The organism is Enterococcus sp. AZ035 (assembly GCF_050548325.1).
GTDB classification, from domain to species: domain Bacteria; phylum Bacillota; class Bacilli; order Lactobacillales; family Enterococcaceae; genus Enterococcus; species Enterococcus faecalis.
In genome coordinates, this window is the sequence record NZ_CP172958.1 from 735804 (window position 1) to 758918 (window position 23115).

A 23115-nucleotide genomic window follows, 5' to 3' on the forward strand; every position below is an offset into this window, starting at 1 on the left:
AAGGCACTTATGAAAAAAGAACGCGTCGATGTCTTGGCGTTTAATCAAGGACTATTTGAAACACGAGAAAAAGCCAAACGTAGTGTGATGGCTGGTTTGGTTTACAATGATAAAAATGAACGTTTAGATAAACCAGGGGAAAAAATTTCTGTGGAGACACCCTTACATACTAAGGGCCAAGTAATGCCTTATGTTTCTCGTGGGGGCTTAAAACTAGAGAAGGCACTAAATGTTTTTGCAATCAACGTTCAAGGCAAAACAATGTTAGATATTGGTTCCTCCACAGGTGGTTTTACCGATGTTGCTTTACAAAATGGGGCTCGTTTGAGTTACGCTTTAGATGTTGGCTATAACCAACTAGCATGGAAAATTCGGCAAGATGAACGCGTGGTGGTAATGGAACGTACCAATTTTCGCTATAGTAAACCTGAAGATTTCACTGAAGGGGTGCCGGATATTGCAACGATTGATGTTTCCTTTATTTCATTACGCTTAATTTTGCCACCTCTTCATGATATTTTGAAAAAAGGCGGTAGTGTGGTGGCGTTAATTAAGCCACAATTCGAAGCTGGCAAAGAGTTTGTTGGGAAAAAAGGAATCGTGCGTGATCCAGAAACCCATCAAATGGTTGTGGAGGAAATTACACGCTTTGCCATGAATAACGGTTATGATGTGAAAAACTTAGATTTTTCACCAATCACTGGTGGCGAAGGAAACATTGAATTTTTGGCACATTTAGTTTCTGTTGAAGGGGAAGGATCCTATCAAGCGCCAGAATCCATTGAAGAAGTTGTCGCGCATGCGCATCAAAAATTAGCGGAATGATGAGAAAAGTTAGAAGAAAGAAGTGGACGCCTATAGGTGAAAGCTTCTTTTTTGTATAAATCTAGTAATTCATCTTTTAAAATGCATAAAAATAAGCTATGATGAGGGCAAGAGTAAACTGAAAAGGAGAGCGGCGCCATGAGAAAGCAAGATAGACACCGTTTAATTACACGTTTATTGACTGAAAAAAATATTCAAAAGCAAGAAGATTTTGTCAACTACTTACAAGAAAAGGGCGTAGCTGTAACACAAGCAACAATTTCTCGCGACATTAAAGATATGAAACTGATCAAAGTTCCATCTGCAGAAGGGGGTTATCGATATAGCCTTCCATTAGAAACACAAGCTAATACGAGTGCTAAACTTGCAAAGCTTTTAAAAGATGCCTTTGTAGCTGCAGAACAAATGGAAAAATATGTCGTATTACGAACCATTCCTGGCAATGCGGCGGCGTGTGGTAGTTTAATCGAAAAGAATTACCAAGAGAAACTTTTTGCCGTCATCAACGATGATGATAGTGTCCTCATGATTGCACGAACTGAGGAAGCAGCAGAAAAACTTCATAAAGAGCTGTTAAGCTATCTATAAAGAATGAGGTGAACAAGATGTTACAAGAACTTTCCGTGAAAAATTTTGCGATTATCTCTTCGTTACAATTAGAGTTTCAAATGGGTATGACCGTTTTAACGGGAGAAACGGGTGCGGGGAAATCCATCATTATTGATGCAATGGGATTACTCACAGGCGGACGCGGCTCCAGTGACTATATTCGTCAAGGAGCAAATAAATGCACCTTAGAAGGACTTTTTTCAATGCCGAAAAGTCAAGAATTAAAGAAATTATTAGAAGAATTAGGTATTGAAACAGAAGAAGATTCTTTAGTGATTCAACGAGATATTTCCGCTTCTGGTAAAAATGTTTGCCGTGTCAACGGACGGATTGTCAACATTACTAATTTAAAAAGAATTGGGGAATATTTAGTAGATATTCATGGCCAAAACGAACATCAAGAATTGATGCAAAGTGAACGCCATATTGATATGTTAGATGAATTTGGTGGGAAAAAACTTTTAGCAGTCAAAGAAAAATATACACAGGCGTATCAAGAGTATCGCGCACTCGAAGCCAAAGTCAGAAAGCGACAAAAAAATGAAAAAGAATTTGCCCAAAGAATGGACATGCTTCATTTTCAAAGTGATGAAATTGCTAGTGCACAGTTAGTCGCTGGCGAAGAAGAACAATTGTTAGAAGAACGCAATAAACTGAACAATTTTCAAAAGATTGCTGATGCACTGACGATTAGTTATGCCGCGCTAAATGGTGAAGACGATAGTAGTTTGGATAAAATCGGAACAAGTATGAATGAACTCGCTTCGATTGAATCCCTTGATTCAGAATATAAAACATTGTCAGATACTGTTCAAAATGCTTACTACTTACTACAAGAAGCCAGTGGAGATCTTTCTAGGTTGATTGATGGCTTAGAACTAGACGAAGGCCGCTTGAATGAAGTAGAAAATCGTTTGGAATTAATCCGTCAAATGAAACGTAAATATGGCGATTCAATCGAAACGATTTTATCTTACTATGAAGAAATCACCAAAGAGTTAGCAGAGGCTGATTTTTTGGAAGGCGGTACAGGTGACTTAGAAGCGTTGCTTGCAGAGAAACAACAAGCGGCTCATCAACAAGCGTTAGCTTTACGAAAAGAACGAAAGCGCCTAGCCAAAGAGCTCGAACAACAAATTTTAACCGAATTAAAAGAACTATATTTGGAGCGAACTGAATTTGAAGTCCGCTTTACAGAACTTGAGCATTTACAAGAAAATGGCTTAGACGGAGTAGAATTTTATATTACTACTAACCCAGGGGAACCATTAAAACCGTTAGTTCGGGTGGCTTCTGGCGGAGAACTTTCGCGAGTGATGTTGGCTATGAAAACAATCTTTTCTCAAACGCAAGGGATCACTAGTATTGTTTTTGATGAAGTGGATACAGGAGTTAGTGGCCGAGTAGCACAGGCGATTGCCGATAAAATTTATCAAATTTCAGAAAATTCGCAGGTGTTGTGTATCACGCACTTGCCACAAGTGGCGGCCGTTGCCGATGAACATTATTTTATTGAAAAAGAAATTGTGGCGGGGCGGACAGAAACAAGCGTCCGAATTTTATCTGAAAAAGAGCGAGTAAACGAAATTGCGCGTATGCTCGCAGGAAGTGAAATTACGAAATTAACCATTGAACATGCACAAGAGCTGTTGGCGATGGCGAAAAAATAGCCGCTCTATTTGAGCAAGTAAAAAAACAGCCCTTTCAATTGATAGAAGGGGCTGTTTTTTTACTTTTAATGTGTGAAAAAGTTCTCCAGTTTAAAGACTAAGAATCGCTGTTAAAACAGTTGAACCTACAATTGCGATCAGCATTAGCCAAACCACGACTTTCGTGATTTTTGAAAAGCGACTTTGTTCTTTGTCGTTCATAAATGACACGTCCTTTTTAATTTCTGCTAATAGTGTACAACCTTTTCCTGAAAACAGCAACCTAAAGTTATAAGAGATTCTTTTTCTTTAAAATTCGAATACTAATTACGCAGATTAAGGTAGTGATGGCAAAAATAATCCAAAAAGAATATTCATGCTCTGCAAAAGGGAGTTTCACATTCATGCCGTAAATTCCTCCGATGATGGTCGGAATGGTCAGGACAATTGTTAAGGATGTTAAAATTTTCATGACATTATTTAAGTTATTTGAAACGATTGCTGAAAAAGTATTACTAATGTTATCAACTAATTTTAGTTGTATTTTAGTCGTATTCAGTCCTTGTTCTAGTTCAATCAGAATATCCCTTAAAAATGGCAAATGTTTTTCTGGATGATTAAAAATTTCAGCGCTATATAAACGTTTTAATACTTTTAAATTATCCGTTAAAGCTGCTTCGAAATAAACTAGACTTTTTTGAATGTCCATAATCTGATACAATTGACTATTTTCTGTGGCTACTTGGAGCTCTCCTTCAAGTTTGTTGGTTTGTTGGATAAGTGCTTGTAAGTTTTTATTGAAGGAAAGGGCCATCTTCCATGAAAGGGCTAAAATTAAGGCCTTCTCAATAGAAAGATCTTGATGGGTGAACGCCTCTTTTTGAATCCCATGAACGATGTCGTTAGGCCCGTTGCTAACAGTAATTAGTTTGTTATCGATGGTTGCGATTAAAGCAATCGGCACCGTTTCTACTTGCAGATAGCCACTAGGACTGATACTAGCTTTGGGATAACGAAATAAAAGTAACGTAGGCGTTTGTAATTTTTCGTGGCGGAAGCCTTCCACTCGAGCATTTTCTTCATCATCTAAAACGCCGGTAAGATAATCTGTTGGTAAGTGGTATTGATTGACGAGACGCTCGATTTCTTCTTCTGTAGGAGATTCTACCGAAATCCAACTTAGGGCTTCATCGTCTGGTGAACAAGGTTCAAAATAGTCATTTTTCAATAATAAATAATTAATCAAAAGATTCACCCCGAATCAACATTTTTTGTTCTAAATCCATTATAATAGAAGTATGACACAATACGAGAAGAAAAGCTTATAAAAAACATTCAAAAATAAGTGGCCGCGATAGGTGAGGCCTCGTTTTGAAAATGGTTTGATAAGTAATCCGTTTTTTATATGAAAAAGCAAGCAAAAAGGGCTTTTAGCACATATATTTAAACGAAATGAAACATCTGTGTAACGTTGATGAAGTATAGTTATAGCAGGTGGAATGAAAGGATTTGTTGAGAGAATGGTGTCGTTTTCGGCAATAATGTTATTTTGGTATATTTTTCCGGTAATTGTGCTCTTTGCGTGCAATTTTCTCGTGTCCACTTTTTCCCTAACGGAACGTTGGAAAATAAAAGCACCGGATTTGGCCATTCCGTTTTTATTCATAGGGATCCATGAGTTATCCAAAGATAGTTATGATGAATCGATTATGCCGTATTTTGTGATTTCTATTTTGTTATTAGGAGTCGCTGTTGCCCTGTTTCAAGCTTATTATTATGGAGAGATTTTATATAGACGATATTTCAAGATGTTTTGGCGGTTGACGTTTTTACTAACGTTTGTGTTGTATGTGTTGCTTATCTTGCTAAATATCAGTCATTATCTACTGTAATAAAGCGTGGAGACAATAGGGGAAATACGCTGTGGGAAAATGTCCCCCACAACTCCCCACTCCGTGGGGTTTTTTTGTTATTTGTGGGGTTATTTTATAAAAAATATAGTAAAAACCTTGTTATAATAACATTTTTTGTTGGGTGATGCTTGTTACATAAAACCCTGTAAATATTACAGAAATTTTAAATAACAGTTAAAAAATAGAAGTTTTTAGATTTATAGTGGTAGAAAGTGGTGGGATGTGGTAGACTTGTTCTATCAAGTGGAAAAGCGGGTGTATTGGCTATGCTTATGGGTGAATACCAACATAATATCGATGCCAAAGGCCGCCTAATCGTTCCATCAAAGTTTCGTGAGGAACTTGGTGAAAAATTTGTGGTAACGAGAGGGATGGATGGCTGTTTATTTGGTTATCCTTTAAATGAATGGTCACAACTTGAAGCAAAACTTCAAGAAATGCCCTTAGCTAAGAAAGATGCACGTACCTTTGTACGATTCTTTTATTCCGCTGCAACAGAATGTGAGATTGATAAGCAAGGTCGTATCAATATTCCGGCGAATTTACGAACACATGCCAGTTTAGAAAAAGGCTGTGTTGTTATTGGCGTCTCTAACCGAATTGAAATTTGGAGTGACGAACGTTGGCATGCATTCTCTGATGAAGCTGAAGAAAACTTTGATGAATTAGCAGAAACAATGATTGATTTTGGATTTTAGGAATGAGGCAAATGATGACTGAAGAATTTCGCCATTACACCGTTCTTTTAAAAGAAACAGTGGATGGATTACAAGTGAAGCCGGATGGCGTATACGTAGATTGCACACTCGGTGGTGCCGGACATAGTGAATACTTACTGACACAATTGAATGAGCACGGTCATTTATATGCCTTTGATCAAGACCAAAAAGCGTTGGCACATGCTAAGACTCGTTTGCAGAAATATGTAGACAAAGGTCAAGTGACCTTCATCAAATCAAATTTTAGAAATATTAAAGAAGAATTGGCAGAACACGGGGTGTTCCATGTTGATGGGATTCTATACGATTTAGGTGTTTCTTCACCACAATTAGATGAAGCAGAACGTGGTTTTAGCTATCATCAAGACGCGCCCTTAGATATGCGCATGGATCAAGACGCACCCTTGACGGCTCGCGAAGTGGTGAATACGTATAGCTATAGTGAGTTAGTAAAAATTTTCTTTCGTTATGGGGAAGAGAAATTTTCGAAACAGATTGCTCGAGAAATTGAACGTGTTCGTGAAAAGCAACCAATTGAAACAACAGGTGAACTCGTTGAGATTATTAAGACGGCGATTCCAGCTCCAGCAAGACGCAAAGGTGGACATCCTGCAAAACGAATTTTCCAAGCAATTCGCATTGCCGTTAATGATGAATTAGGGGCAGTTGAAGAGTCGCTAGAACAAGCAATTGATTTGCTAGCGAAAAATGGCAGAATCAGTGTGATTACGTTCCATTCGTTAGAAGATCGTATTGTTAAAACAATGTTTAAAGAATACAGTACGGTACAAGATTTGCCACCAGGCATTCCAGTGGTACCAGAAGAATTTCAACCAGAATTAAAAGTAATTACCAGAAAACCAATTTTACCAAGTGACAGTGAGTTATCTGAGAATAATCGTTCACGAAGTGCGAAGTTACGCATTGCCGAAAAAATAAAATCTAGATAGAGAGAGGGGTAGACACATGGCTGAATTGAAGAAAGTAAATGATTTCCATTATGAAGCACCAGAAATGGATCAGCCAACTGTGGCAACAGAGCAAGACAGAAAAATGCAAGAGGAAACACTACCTGTCCCCACTCTATTACCCAAAAAGAAACTAAAAAATGTCTCTTTACTAGAAAAATTAATCGGTGTTGTATTAGTTTGTGCAACGATTGGTATTGCAATTGCGACAATTCAAGTAAGAACGACAATTGTCCAAACCATGAACGATATTACAGAAACACAAGCAGTCATTAAAGAAAAGGAAGATAACGCTTTGAAATTGGAACAAGAAAGAAGCGAACTTTCTAAATCAGATCGAATCAAAGATGTCGCTAAAAAGCAAGGACTAGAAAATAACGGCGACAATGTTAGGACTGTTAAATAATGAGTAAAAGACATAAATTTAAACAATTCATGAAAAAGAAAAACTTAAATCCGATGAACAATCGTAAAAAAGTAGGCATCATTTTATTCGCTACGAGTATTGGATTGTTCTTTTTATTTGCCTTTAGAACGACATACATTGTGGCAACAGGCAAAGTAGCCGGTGTATCACTAAAGGAAAAAACAGCTTCTCTATATGAAGGAAGCCAAGTGGTAAAAGCTAAGCGAGGATCAATTTTAGATCGATATGGTAATCCAATTGCAGAAGATGCTACTTCCTATTCGTTATATGTCGTATTATCAAAAAAATATACGGGACAAAATAATGAAAAGCTATATGCGGAGAAAAAAGACTTCGATGATATTGCTGAAATTTTAGCGAAATATACCAAACTAGACAAAAAAACAGCATTGAAATACTTGAATAATGGGATCCATGAAGATGGGTCAACACAATATCAAGTGGAATTTGGTACGGGTGGTCAAAACATCACCTTGGAAACACGCCAAAAAATTGAAGCAGATTTGAAAAAGAAAAAAATTTCAGGTGTTTATTTCAATGAACATCCAGCCAGATTATATCCCAATGGTCAGTTTGCTTCTCACTTTATTGGCTATACAAAAGCAGCCAATCCAGATGATGATAAAGAAGGCTTAGTAGGCGCAATGGGACTAGAACAGACCTATAATGATATTTTAAGTGGAACCGATGGCCGTGTGTATTTTGAAAAAGATATTTATGGCAATGCCTTACCAGGAACTGTGGCGGAAGAGAAAAAAGCAGTGGATGGTCAAGATATTTACACGACGCTAGATAGTCGCTTGCAAAATACCTTAGAAGATTTAATGACGCAAGTTAATGAAAAATATGAACCAGTTTCTATGACTGCCATGTTAATGGAAGCAAAAACAGGCGAAATTGTTGCCATGTCTCAACGGCCAACATTTAATCCTGAAACGAAACAAGGGTTAGACGATAATGGCACGTGGCAGAACCTATTAGTTGAAAGTCCTTATGAACCAGGCTCAACAATCAAATTATTTACAACAGCTGCTTCTATGGAACAAGGACAGTTTAATCCTAATGAATTATTCAATCGTGTTGGTGGAATTCAGGTTGGGGATGTAACTGTGAATGACCATGACTATACTCGGTTGAACGGCAAAGAATATTTGAATTATCGTCAAGCCATTTCTTGGTCTAGTAATATTGGTATGGTAAAACTAGAACAAAAAATGGGTGATGAAAAATGGATGGAATATTTGAAAAAATTTGGTTTTGGTACGAGCACGCATTCAGGTTTAAGTGGTGAATCTGCTGGTAAATTGCCAGGAACAAACTTTGTAGATAGAGCAATGTCGGCATTTGGTCAAGCAATTACGGTTACTAATTTCCAAATGATGAAAGGTTTCTCAGCTATTGCAAATGACGGTTCAATGTTGCAACCTCATTACATCAGCAAAATTGTTGACAAAAATACAGGAAAAGAAACGATTACGGAACCACAAATCGTAGGAACCCCAATCAAAGCGCAAACAGCTCAACAGATTCGTACGTACATGATTGATACCGTTGAAGACCCAACTTATGGGATTGCGTATGATATTTATAAAGTACCAGGCTATCATGTTGCTGCCAAAACAGGAACTGCCCAGATTTCAGATGGTAAAGGGTACGTTGATGGAGCAAGTCAAGTCTTGTCTTCTGTAGTGGAAATGGTCCCAGCGGATAATCCTGAATATGTTTTGTATATTACACTTAGACAAGCAAAATCAGGTTCGCCTTCAGAAGCAATGGCGGCAATTGCAAATCCATTAATGAAATTAGCGTTAGACATTAAAGAGACAGATCCGGAAACAACGAAAGTAGCTTCTGATAAAGTCACAGTTGCTGATTATAAAAATATGACACCAGCGGAAGCGTTGGCCAATGCCAAAGTGAACGGGGTGGATCCTGTGATTATCGGTGATGGTGAAAAAATCAAGAAACAATCAACGCCGTCTGGTCAAACATTAATGCCTAATCAAAAATTGATTTTGATCACAAATGGAACGAACTATATGCCTGATTTAACCGGCTGGTCGAAGAGCGATGTTACCAAGTTTGGTGATCTATTAGGTTTGACTGTCGAGTTTAAAGGTGAAGGCTATGTGACGAAACAAAGTATCGCTGCTGAAACTGAAATTACGGAGAAAAAATTAACCGTGACTTTAGAAGGCACAGAATAATAACGTAGAATATTAGGAGAGATAACATGGAGTGGACACAGATTTTTATTCCCATAGTGGTGAGTTTTGCCATTACAGTGAGCGTAATGCCACTATTCATTGGCTATTTTCAAATGAAAAAACAAGGGCAGGTTACTCGTGAAGATGGCCCGACTTGGCATAGCGTGAAAACAGGTACCCCTACAATGGGGGGAGTCGTTTTCCTTGTAGCCAGCTTGATTACTTCATTAGCAATGGGGTTGTTCTTCCACCAATTTACGCCGTCTCTACTAATTATTCTATTTATTTTAGTATTATACGGTTTGTTAGGTTATTTAGATGATTTCATTAAAGTCTTTAAAAAACGGAACATGGGCTTGAATTCTCGTCAAAAATTAATTGGTCAAATTTTTGGTGGGTTGGTTTTCTACTTTGTTTATCGAAGTGAAGGCTTTTCAGACACCTTAGATTTGTTTGGAGTAGCAGAAGTTCCGTTAGGTATTTTTTATGGTGTGTTTATTATTTTTTGGTTAGTCGGTTTTTCTAATGCCGTGAATTTGACAGATGGGATTGATGGCTTAGTTGCTGGTTTAGGAACAATTTCATTTGGTACTTATGCAATTATTGCCTGGAAACAACAACAATTTGATGTTGTGATTATCTGCCTAAGTGTGATTGGTGGGCTGATTGGCTTTTTCCCTTATAACAGAAAACCAGCAAAAATTTTCATGGGTGATGTTGGTTCATTAGCATTAGGTGGATTGTTAGCAGCAATTTCAATTATTTTGCATCAAGAATGGACGCTACTTTTAATTGGACTTGTCTACGTTTGTGAAACAGCAAGTGTTATTTTACAAGTTGCTTCATTTAAATTATTTGGTCGACGGATTTTTAAAATGTCACCAATTCATCACCATTTTGAAATGTGTGGTTGGTCTGAATGGAAAATTGATTTTGTCTTTTGGTCTGTCGGTTTAATCTGTTCAGGAATCACATTATGGATTCTTTTCTAATCTATCAAAGGGGAAATTGACAATGAAAAAAATAACAACCTATCAAAACAAAAAAGTGTTGGTTTTAGGACTAGCTAAAAGTGGTGTCAGCGCAGCGAAACTCTTACATGAGTTAGGTGCGCTCGTTACCGTTAATGACGCAAAACAATTTGATCAAAACCCTGACGCCCAAGATTTATTAACCTTGGGTATTCGTGTTGTTACAGGGGGGCATCCAATTGAATTGTTGGATGAAGAATTTGAACTAATCGTTAAAAATCCTGGTATTCCTTATACAAATCCACTTGTGGCAGAAGCACTAACTCGGAAAATTCCTATCATAACTGAGGTGGAATTAGCAGGTCAAATTGCCGAATGTCCAATTGTCGGCATTACGGGCACCAATGGTAAAACAACCACGACCACGATGATTGGTTTACTGCTAAACGCTGACAGAACGGCTGGTGAGGCACGTTTGGCGGGAAATATTGGTTTTCCAGCGAGTACGGTGGCTCAAGAAGCAACGGCCAAGGATAATCTTGTGATGGAACTTTCTAGTTTTCAGTTAATGGGAATTGAGACGTTTCACCCACAAATTGCAGTAATTACAAATATTTTTGAGGCACACTTGGATTATCATGGTTCGCGGAAAGAATATGTTGCTGCAAAATGGGCCATTCAAAAAAACATGACCGCAGAGGACACCTTGATTTTAAATTGGAATCAAGTAGAGCTTCAAACGTTAGCCAAAACCACAGCTGCCAACGTATTGCCTTTTTCAACGAAAGAAGCAGTAGAAGGGGCTTATCTTTTAGAGGGGAAATTATATTTCAATGAAGAATATATTATGCCCGCCGATGAGCTAGGGATTCCTGGCAGTCACAATATTGAAAATGCACTCGCAGCGATTTGTGTAGCTAAATTAAAAAATGTATCGAATGCTCAGATTAGACAAACTTTGACAAACTTTTCAGGCGTTCCTCATCGAACGCAATTTGTTGGCGAAGTTCAGCAAAGACGTTTTTATAACGATTCAAAAGCAACCAATATTTTAGCTACAGAGATGGCGTTAAGTGGGTTTGACAACCAAAAGCTACTTTTACTTGCGGGTGGCTTGGATCGCGGTAACTCATTTGATGAATTGGTTCCTGCCCTGTTGGGACTCAAAGCAATTGTTTTGTTTGGAGAAACCAAAGAAAAATTGGCGGAAGCTGCTAAAAAAGCGAACATTGAAACAATTTTATTTGCTGAAAATGTTCAAACGGCGGTTACCATTGCCTTTGATTATTCGGAAAAAGATGATACTATTTTACTATCACCTGCTTGCGCAAGTTGGGACCAATACCCGAATTTTGAAGTACGCGGGGAAGCCTTTATGCAAGCTGTTCAACAATTAAAAGAAAGTGAAATGTGAGAAAATGAAGATACTAGTAACTGGTGGTGGCACAGGTGGGCATATCTATCCTGCGTTATCCTTCGTCGAACACGTCAAAAAAGAAGCACCTGCAACAGAATTCTTGTATGTGGGAACAGAAAATGGTCTAGAAAGTCAAATTGTGCCAAAGGCGAAAATTCCATTTAAAACGATTAAAATTCAAGGATTCAAGCGTTCGCTAAGTCCTCAAAATTTTAAAACAATTTATTTATTTTTAACAAGCATTAATAAAGCAAAAAAAATTATTCGTGAATTTCAACCAGATGTGGTCATTGGTACAGGCGGTTATGTTTCTGGTGCAGTGGTTTATGCGGCCCACCAATTAAAAATACCGACAATTATTCATGAACAAAATAGTATCCCCGGAATGACAAATAAATTTTTAAGTCGTTATGTGGATAAAATTGCGATTTGTTTTCCGGATGTCGCTAGTTTTTTCCCGAAAGAAAAAACAATTTTAACAGGGAACCCGCGGGGACAAGAAGTCGTAACGGTGGAAAAGTCAGCTATTTTATCAGAGTTTGGCTTGGATCCAGCAAAGAAAACGGTGGTTTTATTTGGCGGAAGTCGTGGCGCCTTGAAAATCAATCAAGCGTTTGAACAGGCCTTTCCTTTGTTTGAAGAGAGAGAGTATCAAGTTTTATACGCTTCAGGAGAAAGATATTATCAGGAACTTCAAGAAAGTCTAAAGTTTTCTGAAAAGAAATTGACAAACATAAGTGTGCAACCGTATATTGATAAAATGGTTGAAGTGATGGCTAATACCGATTTAATGGTGGGACGTGCAGGAGCAACCTCAATTGCGGAGTTCACCGCATTAGGATTACCAGCAATTTTAATTCCGAGTCCTTACGTCACGAATGATCATCAAACGAAAAACGCGCAAAGCTTAGTAAAAGTTGGTGCTGTTGAAATGATTCCAGATGCAGAATTGACCGGCGCTCGTTTAGTTGCGGCAATAGATGATATTTTATTAAACAATGAAAAAAGACAACAGATGGCAACGGCGTCCAAAGGGGAAGGCATCCCAGATGCAAGTGATCGTTTGTATCAAGTTGTGAAAACGTTAGTCTGAGATAGGAGGTGTGGAAGATTAGTAACGAGAACGATATATTCAAAAAAAGAAAACCATTACCTCCAAAAAAATCGGAAGAGTCTCAACCTGAACTGACACCTTGGCAAAAACAAAACCAAGAATATTTGAAGAAGCAAGCGGAAGAAGCTGCTTCAAAAGGTGAAAACGAACAAGCAGAAGTCACCATCACTTTACAAGAACAAAGTCAAGAAGAGCCTCAACAACATCTTCCACAAGAAACAGTGGAAGAAGAGGAGCATTTTGCAGATCGTTTACCGAACGTTAAGAAAACACGGAACAAGCGCTTATATAGGCGTTTAGCCTTTATTTTAACTTGTTTAGGGACAGCCATTTTAGTGGCATTGTATTTTGTTTCGCCTCTTAGTCGATTGAGTGAAGTAACAGTTTCAGGTAACAAAAGTGTGGAGAGCCAAGCGATTATTCAGCAGTCAAAACTTGAAACGGGCAGTGGCTTATGGGAGCAGTATTCAAATAGAAATTATTTTTCTGCAAATATTCAGAAAAAGTTTCCAATTATAAAAAAGGCGAACATTAAGTTAAATGGTATTAATTCATTTAAAATTGATATTCAAGAGTATCAAATTGTCGCTCTTGCTGCGACTAAAGGCGGCTATCATCCGATTTTAGAGAATGGTAAAACTTTGGCGGAAACCACCAAAGCTGCTGAAAGTGGCAAACCAATTTTTGAGAATTTCAAAGAGGATAAATTAATCCCTGAATTAATGGCCTCTTACAACAAATTACCTCAAGAAATTAAACAAGGAATTTCAGAAATTAAATATGCACCATCCAAAACCAATAAAGACTTGATTAATGTCTATATGAATGATGGAAATCGAGTGATTGTTAATATTTCTGATTTAAGTGAAAAAATGGCTTATTATTCACAAGTAGCCGAGCAAATGGACAAACCTGGAATCGTTGATATGGAAGTCGGCATTTTTTCTTATCCGTATGAAAAAGAAAGTGAAGAAACGGGTAGTGAAGTTTCCGAAGATTCAGCGGTTGAAAATCAAGAAGTTGTGGACCCAAATGCAGGCGTAGCAACGGATGAAGCGAATAACGGTACGCCGACAAATGGAGAAAATCAAGAAGTGCAACAAGCAGAATAAGTTTTTTACAAAAATGTTTCAAAAATTAACGAACAAATTCGTATAATCTGCTTTCTAAAACCCCCATTTTTATGGTAAAATTGGAAGAAGTGAATAATACTAAAAAAGAGATAGTTAAACGGACGCCTTTGTCCGCTTAGATATTGGAATTAATAGGAGGAGGAATTCCGTTCATGGCAAAAACAGGAATGTATGTAGGCCTCGATATTGGTACAACTTCTGTCAAAGTAGTTGTCGCTGAATATATTGAAGGTCAAATGAACATCATCGGCGTTGGAAATGCAAAATCAGACGGTTTGAATCGAGGGATTGTCGTCGATATTGATCAAACAGTTCAAGCAATCCAACGGGCCGTTCGACAAGCCGAAGAAAAAGCCGGCATTCAAATTAAAAGCGTAAATGTTGGATTACCAGCGAATTTATTAGAAGTAGAAAGCTGTCAAGGAATGATAGCTGTTAGCAGTGAATCAAAAGAAATTACAGATGAGGATGTGCGCAACGTCGCATCTGCAGCTTTGGTTCGTTCAACTCCTCCTGAACGTCAAATTGTTGCAATCTTACCGCAAGACTTTACCGTCGACGGCTTTGAAGGCATCAAAGACCCACGTGGAATGCTTGGCGTTCGCATGGAGATGTTTGGCGTTGTCTATACTGGACCAAAAACAATCATCCATAACATCCGTAAATGTGTTGAAAAAGCTGGCTTAGGAATTAACGAATTAGTGATTACACCGCTTGCTTTAACGGAAACAATTTTAACAGATGGCGAAAAAGACTTTGGAACAATTGTCATTGATATGGGTGGCGGTCAAACAACGACATCTGTTATCCACGACAAACAATTGAAATTTACTCATGTTAACCAAGAAGGCGGCGAGTTCATCACGAAAGATATCTCAATCGTATTGAATACTTCTTTTAACAACGCCGAAGCCTTAAAAATTAATTATGGGGATGCTTATCCAGAAAGAACTTCAGCAAACGAAGAGTTTCCTGTTGATGTTATCGGTAAGTCAGAGCCTGTAAGAGTGGACGAACGTTACCTTTCAGAAATTATTGAAGCGCGTGTGGAACAAATTTTGAGAAAATCAAAAGAAGTTCTGGATGAAATTGATGCGTTTGAATTACCTGGAGGCGTTGTGTTAACTGGTGGCGCCGCTAGTATGCCAGGTATTGTCGATTTGGCGCAAGAGATTTTTGAAGCCAACGTAAAACTATACGTACCAAATCACATGGGCTTACGTAACCCAGTCTTTGCTAATGTCATTAGCATTGTGGAATATTCAGCGCAACTAAACGATATTTATCACATTGCCAAATATGCAATCCCTGGTGAAAAATCGAAACCAGCACAATCAGTCGCTGTCCAACAAGAAGTTCGCTATGACACATATGCTGAACAGCCTCAAGAAGAATACGAAGAATTCAACGAACGTGAGTCTGGTGAAAAAGTGACAGGCAAAATCAAAGACTTCTTCTCGAACATTTTCGACTAATCACACAAACAGGAGGATACGATATCATGGAATTTTCATTAGACAATAACATTAACAACGGTGCAGTCATTAAAGTTATCGGTGTAGGTGGCGGCGGCGGAAACGCTGTAAACCGTATGATCGAAGAAAACGTTAAAGGCGTGGAATTTATCACAGCCAATACAGACGTTCAAGCATTAAAACATTCAAAAGCAGAAACAGTGATTCAATTAGGCCCTAAATACACTCGTGGTTTAGGTGCCGGTTCACAACCTGAAGTTGGCCAAAAAGCTGCAGAAGAAAGTGAACAAGTGATTTCAGAATCATTACAAGGCGCGGATATGATTTTCATTACTGCTGGTATGGGTGGCGGAACTGGTACAGGTGCTGCGCCAGTAGTTGCAAAAATCGCTAAAGAATTAGGCGCTTTAACAGTTGGTGTAGTAACTCGTCCATTTAGTTTTGAAGGTCCAAAACGTGGTCGTTTTGCTGCTGAAGGAATTGCCTTATTAAAAGAAAACGTTGATACACTATTAATTATCTCAAATAACCGCTTATTAGAAGTCGTTGACAAGAAAACGCCAATGCTTGAAGCATTTAGAGAAGCTGATAATGTATTACGTCAAGGTGTTCAAGGGATTTCAGATTTAATCACTGCACCAGGTTACGTAAACTTGGACTTTGCTGACGTGAAAACAGTGATGGAAAACCAAGGAACAGCTTTAATGGGAATTGGTGTAGCGAGCGGCGAAGAACGTGTAATTGAAGCAACGAAAAAAGCTATTTCTTCACCATTGTTAGAAACATCAATCGATGGTGCGGAACAAGTCTTATTAAACATTACTGGTGGCTTAGATATGACCTTGTTTGAAGCGCAAGATGCTTCAGATATCGTTACAAATGCTGCTTCAGGTGATGTGAACATCATCCTAGGTACATCAATTAACGAAGATTTAGGCGACGAAATTCGTGTAACAGTAATCGCTACAGGTATTGATGAATCAAAAAAGGATAGAAAACCGCACCGTCAAACAAGACAAGCGGTTCAACCAATGCAACAAACAACTCAATCTGTGGAAATGGATCAACCAAAATCACAAGAAGAAGCAAGTGCTTTTGGCGATTGGGATATTCGCAGAGAACAAAATACACGTCCAAAAGTTGATGAATCTTCATTAGAACAAGTAGACAAAAAAGAATTTGACACATTCCACCGTGAAGAACCAAATCACAATGATGACGAATTAAGTACGCCACCATTTTTCCGCAGAAAACGATAAGGAGCATCGATTAGAAATGATAGCTGAAAACTTAACAAATATTAATAATCAACTTCAGCTAGCATGCAAAAGCTCACAGCGCTCTGTTGCTGATGTGACAATGATTGGCGTCACTAAATCAGTAGGAATTGAGGAAGCAGCAGAGCTTGTTCAGCTTGGTGTCCAGAATTTAGCTGAAAACCGAGTAGATAAGTTACTAGAAAAGAAAGCTGGATTGGAAAAATTTAATGATATTCAGTGGCATTTAATTGGTAATTTACAACGTAGGAAGGTAAAATTAATTATTAATGAGATAGATTATTTTCATGCATTAGATAGTCTGAGTCTAGCCAAAGAAATTCAAAAAAGAGCAACGAAAGTTATTCGTTGTTTTGTTGAAGTGAATATAACTGGGGAAGAAAGCAAGCACGGCTTTCGTAAAGAAGACGTCTTACCTTTCATTCAAGAACTTGCTGATTTGGACAAAATTCAAATCGTCGGTCTAATGACTATGGCACCTTTTGGGGCAAGTGAAGAAGTATTACATGCAACATTTAGAGAATTAAAAGAGCTGCAAATGACCGTAAATGAGAAACATTTATCTTTTGCTCCTTGTACAGAACTTAGCATGGGAATGAGTAACGATTTCCCAATCGCAGTTGAAGAAGGTGCAACTTTTATACGAATCGGAACAGCGTTATTCAGAGATGCGTAAAGGAGAGGAATTTATGTCAATTTTTAACAAGGATGCGTTATCGAGCTTTTTTGGCTTATCTGGCGAAGAAGATGATTATTATGATAACTACGAAGAATATGAAGAGCGCAAAGCAGTTAATGAACCACCGCGTCGTGCAGCTCGGCCTAAACCACAACGCCCTGTTCAACAACAGGAAAGTTACAGTCAGCCAGCTTATACACAACAAAGTGAGCCTGTAGTTGAAAAACCTTCTGCACGCTATCGTTCTGCTGAAGCGCATCAAGAAAGAGACACACAACAAGCTGCTTACACAGAGAAAAAAGTGGTTTCTATGCGTAGTTCTAATCAATCAGCGACTACGAATACAAGACGAGCACAAGAAAGCACCGCCAATGCAAAAACACATAAAATTACTATTATTGAACCACGTGTGTATTCAGAAGCAATGAGCATTGCGAAACATTTATTTGCTGAAGAAGCTGTGCTAGTTAATTTTACATTAGTAGAAGAAGACCAAGCACGACGCATCGTTGATTTCTTAACTGGTACTGTGTATGCTTTAGACGGAGATATTCAGCGCGTTGGCAATGAAATCTTCTTATGCACACCAGCGAATATGGAAATTGATAGTGCGACAGCACAATCTTTAGCCAACAAACAATTCTTTGATTTCTAAGCCTTAGGGAGGTGTTATTATCGCAACACTGATTACTCTATTATACAAAGGCGTTCAAATCTATTCAGGATTACTAGTGATTTACGCGCTACTTTCATGGTTTCCAGGAGCATATGATTCTGCTTTCGGGCGTTTGCTCTCTAGAATTTGTGAACCATACTTAAGTTTGTTTGACCGTTTGAATTTAAGGATTGGAATGGTTGGATTTAACGTAATGGTAGGGATTATTGTCCTTAACCTAGCAGCGGGTGGCTTAGCAGTCATTTTACGAGCTATTGTTTATTAATAACTTTTAGAAAGGATGATTTATCTATGAACGCAAATGTGTATCAACATTTCCGCAAAGATGAACATCCTTTTATTGACACTGTCGGGGATTGGCTAGAGCAAGTGGAGATGCAATACGCGCCTTATTTGACAGACTTTCTTGATCCTAGACAGGCGTATATTTTGGAAACGTTGATTCGACAAAACAGTGATTTATCGTTTACTTTTTATGGTGGTTATGAGCAAGCAGAACGAAAACGCTGCTTGATTTATCCAGCGTATTACATACCAGAAGAGACAGATTTTGGTGTTGTATTATTTGAAATTATTTATCCATCTAAATTTGCGACATTATCTCATGGGAAAATTTTAGGCACCTTGATGAATGTTGGGGTTCGTAGGGAAGCCTTTGGAGATATTATTTCCGATGGTGATAAGTGGCAGGTTTTTATAGCACAAGAAGTAGCTGGCTTCGTTGTTAACCAAGTCGACAAAATTGGTAAAATTACTGTTCGCTTAGAAGAACGGGATTATACACAAATTTTGATACCGAAGGATGGTTGGCAGGAAGAGCGAACGACTATGAGCTCTTTGCGGCTGGATAGTGTGATTTCCGCCGTATTTAATATTTCAAGGCAGCGATCAAAACAATTGATCGAATCTGGTAAAGTAAAAGTCAATTGGACAGAAACGACACGACCAGATTTTGCTTTAGACTTATTAGATATTGTTTCGATACGGGGATTTGGGCGCCTTCAAATTCAAGAATTAGAAGGAAAAACCAAGAAAGAAAAATTTCGTGTCCTCTTAGGGGTATTGAGAAAATAATCTCGAACTTTTGTTTAAGAAAACCATTTTGGCTGTTCATTCAGACGAAGTTGTGTATAATAAAAAAAGTAAGATATTTGCTATTTCAGGATTAGTATGAGAATGTGTTCATAAGGGGTTTTACAAAAATAATCCAAAGAGGTGAAGGAATATGGCATTAACTCCATTAGATATTCAAAACAAAGACTTCTCAACAAAAATGAGAGGCTATAACCAAGACGATGTAGATGACTTTTTAGATCAAGTCACACGTGATTATGAAGATGCATTACAAAAAAATCGTGAACTTGAGAAATCATTAAAACACGCAGAAGAAAAATTACAATACTTCAATGAATTGAAAGATGCATTGAATCAATCAATTATTGTTGCACAAGATACCGCTGATAAAGTGAAATCAAGTGCCAATAAAGAATCAGAAATGATTATCACTTCGGCAGATAACCAAGCCAAAGAAACCTTGGTAGAAGCTGAACGTAAATCAAATGCAATGATTGCAGATGCTGAAGCGAAATCAACACAAATCTTAGCAGAAGCAATTGAACGTGCCCGTCAATTAGCTGGGGAAACAGAAGACTTGAAGAAGAAAACACGTGTCTTCCATCAACGCTTAAGCTTAATGCTTGAAACTCAATTAGAGCAAGTAAAGAGTGAAGAGTGGGAAGAGATTTTAAAGCCTTTTTCTAGTTATGTCGGAGACAAACATACAGCAGTTAAGGAAATTCTTGATGAACAAGACCTTGACAACGAAAATGAAACTGTTGTAAACTCTGAAGAGAACACAGATGCTGTAGTAGAAAAAAAGCCTGTAATTGAAGTCACTGAAGAAACAATTGAAGAAGAATCAAAATAGATAGAACAGAACGTTTAATGTTTATTCTTAGCAGCGAGTCAATGATAGTGAAAGTTTGACAGACACTGGCATTAAACAGATCCTCTATCCTAGATGCAGTTCTGAACACTTGAGTAGGAACTGCCGGATAATTACCGTTATCAATTTCAGAGAAAGTAGGGGCAACTCTACTTTGAATTTGGGTGGTAACACGAGTACTTCGTCCCTTGGGATGGAGTACTCTTTTTTTATCTACTTTTATCAGCTATCGTTCATCTTTAGTATGAACTAACACAATTAAATCGATAAAATGAAAGCGAGGCAAATGCATATGAAAATGAAAGAAACATTGCAATTAGGAAAAACAGCTTTTCCAATGCGTGGGAACTTGCCAAACCGTGAAGCAGAATGGCAAAAAGACTGGGAAGAAAAAGGCTTATATGAACAACGTCAAAAATTAAACGAAGGAAAACCAACCTTTGTTTTACATGATGGCCCTCCGTATGCAAACGGAAATATTCATTTAGGACATTCTTTGAATAAAATCAGTAAAGATATTATTATTCGTTCAAAATCAATGTCTGGTTTCCGTTCTCCTTATGTGCCTGGTTGGGATACTCATGGTTTACCAATTGAGCAAGTGTTAACCAATAAAGGGGTTAAACGTAAAGAAATGACTGTCGCTGAGTATCGCGAAAAATGTAAAGAGTATGCCTTATCACAAGTCGATAAACAACGTAACGATTTTAAACGTTTAGGTGTGTCAGGCGATTGGGAACATCCATACATTACGTTAGATCCAGAGTATGAAGCAGCAGAAATTCGTGTTTTTGGTAAGATGGCAGAAAAAGGCTATATTTATAAAGGTTTAAAACCAATTTATTGGTCTCCTTCAAGTGAATCTTCTTTAGCAGAAGCAGAAATTGAATACAAAGATGTAAAATCACCTTCTATTTACGTAGCTTTTAATGTGGCCGATGGTAAAGGTCTTTTAGATAACGAGACAGCCTTCGTCATCTGGACGACAACCCCTTGGACATTACCAGCCAACTTAGGTATTTCAGTTAATCCTGATTTTACGTATGTTGAAGTGAAGGCAGACGGTCGTAAATTTGTAATTGCTAAAGATTTATTAACAACAGTTAAAGAAGCGATTGGTTGGGAAGAAGTAGAAGTCTTGCGAGAATTTTCTGGTGAAAAATTAGATCGTATGACAGCTCAACATCCATTCTATGATCGAACATCACTTGTTATGCTAGGCGACCACGTGACGCTAGATGCCGGGACTGGCTTAGTTCATACCGCACCAGGACATGGTGAAGATGACTATATCGTTAGCCGTAAATATGATTTACCTGTTATTTCTCCTGTTGACAGCCGTGGGGTCTTTACAGATGAAGCACCTGGTTTTGAAGGAATTTTCTATGACAAAGCGAATCCAATGATTACTGAGTTATTAGAAGAAAAAGGCGCGTTATTAAAATTAGATTTCTTTACGCATAGTTATCCACATGATTGGCGTACCAAAAAACCAGTTATCTACCGTGCAACGCCACAATGGTTTGCTTCAATCTCTAAATTCCGTCAAGATATTTTAGATGAAGTTGAGAAAGTTGACTGGCTAATTCCTTGGGGAAAAACACGTTTATATAATATGATTCGTGACCGTGGTGATTGGGTAATCTCTCGCCAAAGAGCGTGGGGTGTACCATTACCGATCTTCTATGCTGAAAATGGGGAAGCCATCATTACGCCAGAAACAATTGAACATGTAGCGAATTTATTTGCAGAACATGGATCAAATATCTGGTTTATGCGTGAAGCAAAAGAGTTACTACCAGCAGGCTTTACACATCCAGGTTCACCAAATGGCGAGTTTACCAAAGAAACAGATATCATGGACGTTTGGTTTGACTCAGGTTCTTCACATGAAGGAGTTTTACGAGAAAGAGAAGAGTTAACTTTCCCAGCAGATATGTATTTAGAAGGTTCTGACCAATATCGTGGTTGGTTTAACTCAAGTATTACAACAAGTGTCGCTATCAATGGAGTAGCGCCTTATAAATCAATTATTTCTCAAGGGATGGTTCTCGATGGCGAAGGCCGTAAGATGAGTAAATCGTTAGGCAATACTATCTTACCTGAAAAAGTTATCAATCAAATGGGGGCAGATATCTTACGCTTGTGGGTAAGTAGTGTTGACGCGGAAGCCGATGTGCGTGTCTCAATGGATATCTTAAACCAAGTATCTGAAGTGTACCGGAAAATCCGTAATACTATGCGTTTCTTGTTAGCGAATACGAGTGATTTTAATCCAGCTGAGCATACTGTAGCTTATGCCGATTTACGTTCTGTAGATAAATACATGACGGTTCGTTTAAATCAAGTCATTCAAGAAATCCGTGAAAATGGTTATGAAAAATATAATTTCATGCATATTTATCGGACAGTTATGAACTTCTTAACTGTAGATTTATCTTCTTTCTATTTAGACTTTGCGAAAGATGTCGTTTATATTGAAGCTGAAAACGATTATCAACGTCGTTGTATGCAGACTGTTTTCTATCAAACATTGGTTTCGTTAACAAAATTATTGACACCAATTATTCCACATACAGCGGAAGAAATTTGGAGTTTCTTACAAGAAGAAGAAGAGTATGTGCAATTAGCTGAATTCCCAGGTTACGAAACGTTTACTAATGAAGAAGAATTGATGGATACATGGGCAGCCTTTATGGATTTCCGTGACAATGTCTTAAAAGCGTTGGAAGAAGCTCGTCATTCTAAATTAATCGGTAAATCGTTAGAAGCCAAAGTGACCGTTTATCCAAATGAACAAATTCGTCAATTAATGACAGCTGTTGATGCAGATATTGCTCAATTACTAATTGTTTCCGACTTTGAAGTATCAAAAGAAGTAGCACCTAGTGAAGCTGTTCAATTTGAAGACATGGCTATTTTAGTTGAAAAAGCAGAAGGCGAAACGTGTGACCGTTGTCGTTCCGTTCGTCAAGATGTCGGCTCAGATGAAAAATTACCAACACTTTGTGGCCGTTGTGCACACATTGTTGAAGAAAATTATCCAGAAGCGGTTGCTGAAGGATTCGAATAAACAAGAAAAAAGATCCGCTAGTCGTTAACTAGCGGATC

General features: G+C 38.0%; 22 protein-coding genes. 20 read left to right on the top strand and 2 right to left on the bottom strand.

Annotated elements, in window-relative coordinates; genetic code table 11:
- Nucleotides 1-9: 9 nt before the first annotated feature.
- The 3 genes from IGL32_RS03575 to recN all read left to right on the top strand — a co-directional run bounded on the left by IGL32_RS03575 (nucleotide 10) and on the right by recN (nucleotide 3104).
- Complete coding sequence (locus IGL32_RS03575) at nucleotides 10-825, top strand: TlyA family rRNA (cytidine-2'-O)-methyltransferase (protein ID WP_002364633.1); 816 nt, start codon at nucleotides 10-12, stop codon at nucleotides 823-825.
- A gap of 138 nt (nucleotides 826-963) precedes the next feature.
- On the top strand, nucleotides 964-1413 hold the full coding sequence (locus IGL32_RS03580; RefSeq protein WP_002358881.1) for an arginine repressor: 450 nt from the start codon (nucleotides 964-966) through the stop codon (nucleotides 1411-1413).
- 17 nt (nucleotides 1414-1430) lie between these two features.
- Nucleotides 1431-3104 (top strand): DNA repair protein RecN, encoded by a 1674-nt coding sequence (recN, locus tag IGL32_RS03585; RefSeq protein ID WP_002387037.1) that lies wholly within the window; start codon nucleotides 1431-1433, stop codon nucleotides 3102-3104.
- 90 nt (nucleotides 3105-3194) lie between these two features.
- Here recN and IGL32_RS03590 read toward each other — a convergent pair whose 3' ends face one another.
- Together IGL32_RS03590 and IGL32_RS03595 are read right to left on the bottom strand one after the other, a co-directional pair.
- Nucleotides 3195-3305 carry a DUF4044 domain-containing protein gene (locus IGL32_RS03590; protein WP_002383399.1) on the bottom strand — a complete coding sequence of 37 codons (111 nt, stop codon included), beginning with the start codon at nucleotides 3303-3305 and terminating at the stop codon, nucleotides 3195-3197.
- Between the two features lie 67 nt (nucleotides 3306-3372).
- Nucleotides 3373-4338 carry a magnesium transporter CorA family protein gene (locus IGL32_RS03595; RefSeq protein WP_002387038.1) on the bottom strand — a complete coding sequence of 322 codons (966 nt, stop codon included), beginning with the start codon at nucleotides 4336-4338 and terminating at the stop codon, nucleotides 3373-3375.
- 244 nt (nucleotides 4339-4582) lie between these two features.
- Between IGL32_RS03595 and IGL32_RS03600 the strand changes: the two genes are divergently transcribed.
- From IGL32_RS03600 to ileS, 17 genes are all read left to right on the top strand, one after another.
- Entirely contained in the window at nucleotides 4583-4975 is a 393-nt protein-coding gene (locus tag IGL32_RS03600; RefSeq protein WP_002383401.1) for a DUF3397 domain-containing protein, read from the top strand.
- A 233-nt stretch (nucleotides 4976-5208) separates the two neighbouring features.
- Complete coding sequence (gene mraZ / locus IGL32_RS03605) at nucleotides 5209-5694, top strand: division/cell wall cluster transcriptional repressor MraZ (RefSeq protein WP_002383402.1); 486 nt, start codon at nucleotides 5209-5211, stop codon at nucleotides 5692-5694.
- A gap of 14 nt (nucleotides 5695-5708) precedes the next feature.
- On the top strand, nucleotides 5709-6665 hold the full coding sequence (gene rsmH / locus IGL32_RS03610; protein WP_002355891.1) for a 16S rRNA (cytosine(1402)-N(4))-methyltransferase RsmH: 957 nt from the start codon (nucleotides 5709-5711) through the stop codon (nucleotides 6663-6665).
- Nucleotides 6666-6681: 16 nt separating this feature from the next.
- A complete protein-coding gene (gene ftsL / locus IGL32_RS03615; protein ID WP_002358883.1) occupies nucleotides 6682-7089 on the top strand; it encodes a cell division protein FtsL in 408 nt (135 codons plus the stop codon).
- Complete coding sequence (locus IGL32_RS03620) at nucleotides 7089-9317, top strand: penicillin-binding protein (protein WP_002381310.1); 2229 nt, start codon at nucleotides 7089-7091, stop codon at nucleotides 9315-9317. The genes ftsL and IGL32_RS03620 overlap by 1 nt, the downstream gene beginning before the upstream one ends.
- Before the next feature lie 26 nt (nucleotides 9318-9343).
- A complete protein-coding gene (gene mraY / locus IGL32_RS03625) occupies nucleotides 9344-10309 on the top strand; it encodes a phospho-N-acetylmuramoyl-pentapeptide-transferase (protein WP_002355894.1) in 966 nt (321 codons plus the stop codon).
- 22 nt (nucleotides 10310-10331) lie between these two features.
- Nucleotides 10332-11702 (top strand): UDP-N-acetylmuramoyl-L-alanine--D-glutamate ligase, encoded by a 1371-nt coding sequence (gene murD / locus IGL32_RS03630; RefSeq protein ID WP_085443791.1) that lies wholly within the window; start codon nucleotides 10332-10334, stop codon nucleotides 11700-11702.
- Nucleotides 11703-11706: 4 nt separating this feature from the next.
- Nucleotides 11707-12798 carry an undecaprenyldiphospho-muramoylpentapeptide beta-N-acetylglucosaminyltransferase gene (gene murG, locus IGL32_RS03635; RefSeq protein WP_002379204.1) on the top strand — a complete coding sequence of 364 codons (1092 nt, stop codon included), beginning with the start codon at nucleotides 11707-11709 and terminating at the stop codon, nucleotides 12796-12798.
- Nucleotides 12799-12806: 8 nt separating this feature from the next.
- Complete coding sequence (locus tag IGL32_RS03640; RefSeq protein WP_002368241.1) at nucleotides 12807-13931, top strand: cell division protein FtsQ/DivIB; 1125 nt, start codon at nucleotides 12807-12809, stop codon at nucleotides 13929-13931.
- Between the two features lie 173 nt (nucleotides 13932-14104).
- Nucleotides 14105-15427, top strand: a complete 1323-nt coding sequence (gene ftsA, locus IGL32_RS03645; RefSeq protein ID WP_002355898.1) for a cell division protein FtsA — start codon at nucleotides 14105-14107, stop codon at nucleotides 15425-15427.
- A gap of 26 nt (nucleotides 15428-15453) precedes the next feature.
- The gene (gene ftsZ / locus IGL32_RS03650; protein WP_002355899.1) at nucleotides 15454-16686 is read left to right on the top strand and encodes a cell division protein FtsZ; all 1233 of its coding nucleotides are present in this window, start codon (nucleotides 15454-15456) and stop codon (nucleotides 16684-16686) included.
- Nucleotides 16687-16702: 16 nt separating this feature from the next.
- Nucleotides 16703-17380, top strand: a complete 678-nt coding sequence (locus IGL32_RS03655) for a YggS family pyridoxal phosphate-dependent enzyme (protein ID WP_002358890.1) — start codon at nucleotides 16703-16705, stop codon at nucleotides 17378-17380.
- A gap of 13 nt (nucleotides 17381-17393) precedes the next feature.
- The gene (locus IGL32_RS03660) at nucleotides 17394-18038 is read left to right on the top strand and encodes a cell division protein SepF (protein WP_002355901.1); all 645 of its coding nucleotides are present in this window, start codon (nucleotides 17394-17396) and stop codon (nucleotides 18036-18038) included.
- A 28-nt stretch (nucleotides 18039-18066) separates the two neighbouring features.
- Nucleotides 18067-18324, top strand: a complete 258-nt coding sequence (locus IGL32_RS03665; protein WP_002355902.1) for a YggT family protein — start codon at nucleotides 18067-18069, stop codon at nucleotides 18322-18324.
- Nucleotides 18325-18350: 26 nt separating this feature from the next.
- Nucleotides 18351-19133, top strand: a complete 783-nt coding sequence (locus IGL32_RS03670) for an RNA-binding protein (RefSeq protein WP_002355903.1) — start codon at nucleotides 18351-18353, stop codon at nucleotides 19131-19133.
- 151 nt (nucleotides 19134-19284) lie between these two features.
- A complete protein-coding gene (gene divIVA, locus IGL32_RS03675) occupies nucleotides 19285-19986 on the top strand; it encodes a cell division protein DivIVA (RefSeq protein WP_002355904.1) in 702 nt (233 codons plus the stop codon).
- 310 nt (nucleotides 19987-20296) lie between these two features.
- Nucleotides 20297-23077, top strand: a complete 2781-nt coding sequence (gene ileS, locus IGL32_RS03680) for an isoleucine--tRNA ligase (protein WP_002381313.1) — start codon at nucleotides 20297-20299, stop codon at nucleotides 23075-23077.
- Nucleotides 23078-23115 lie beyond the last annotated feature (38 nt).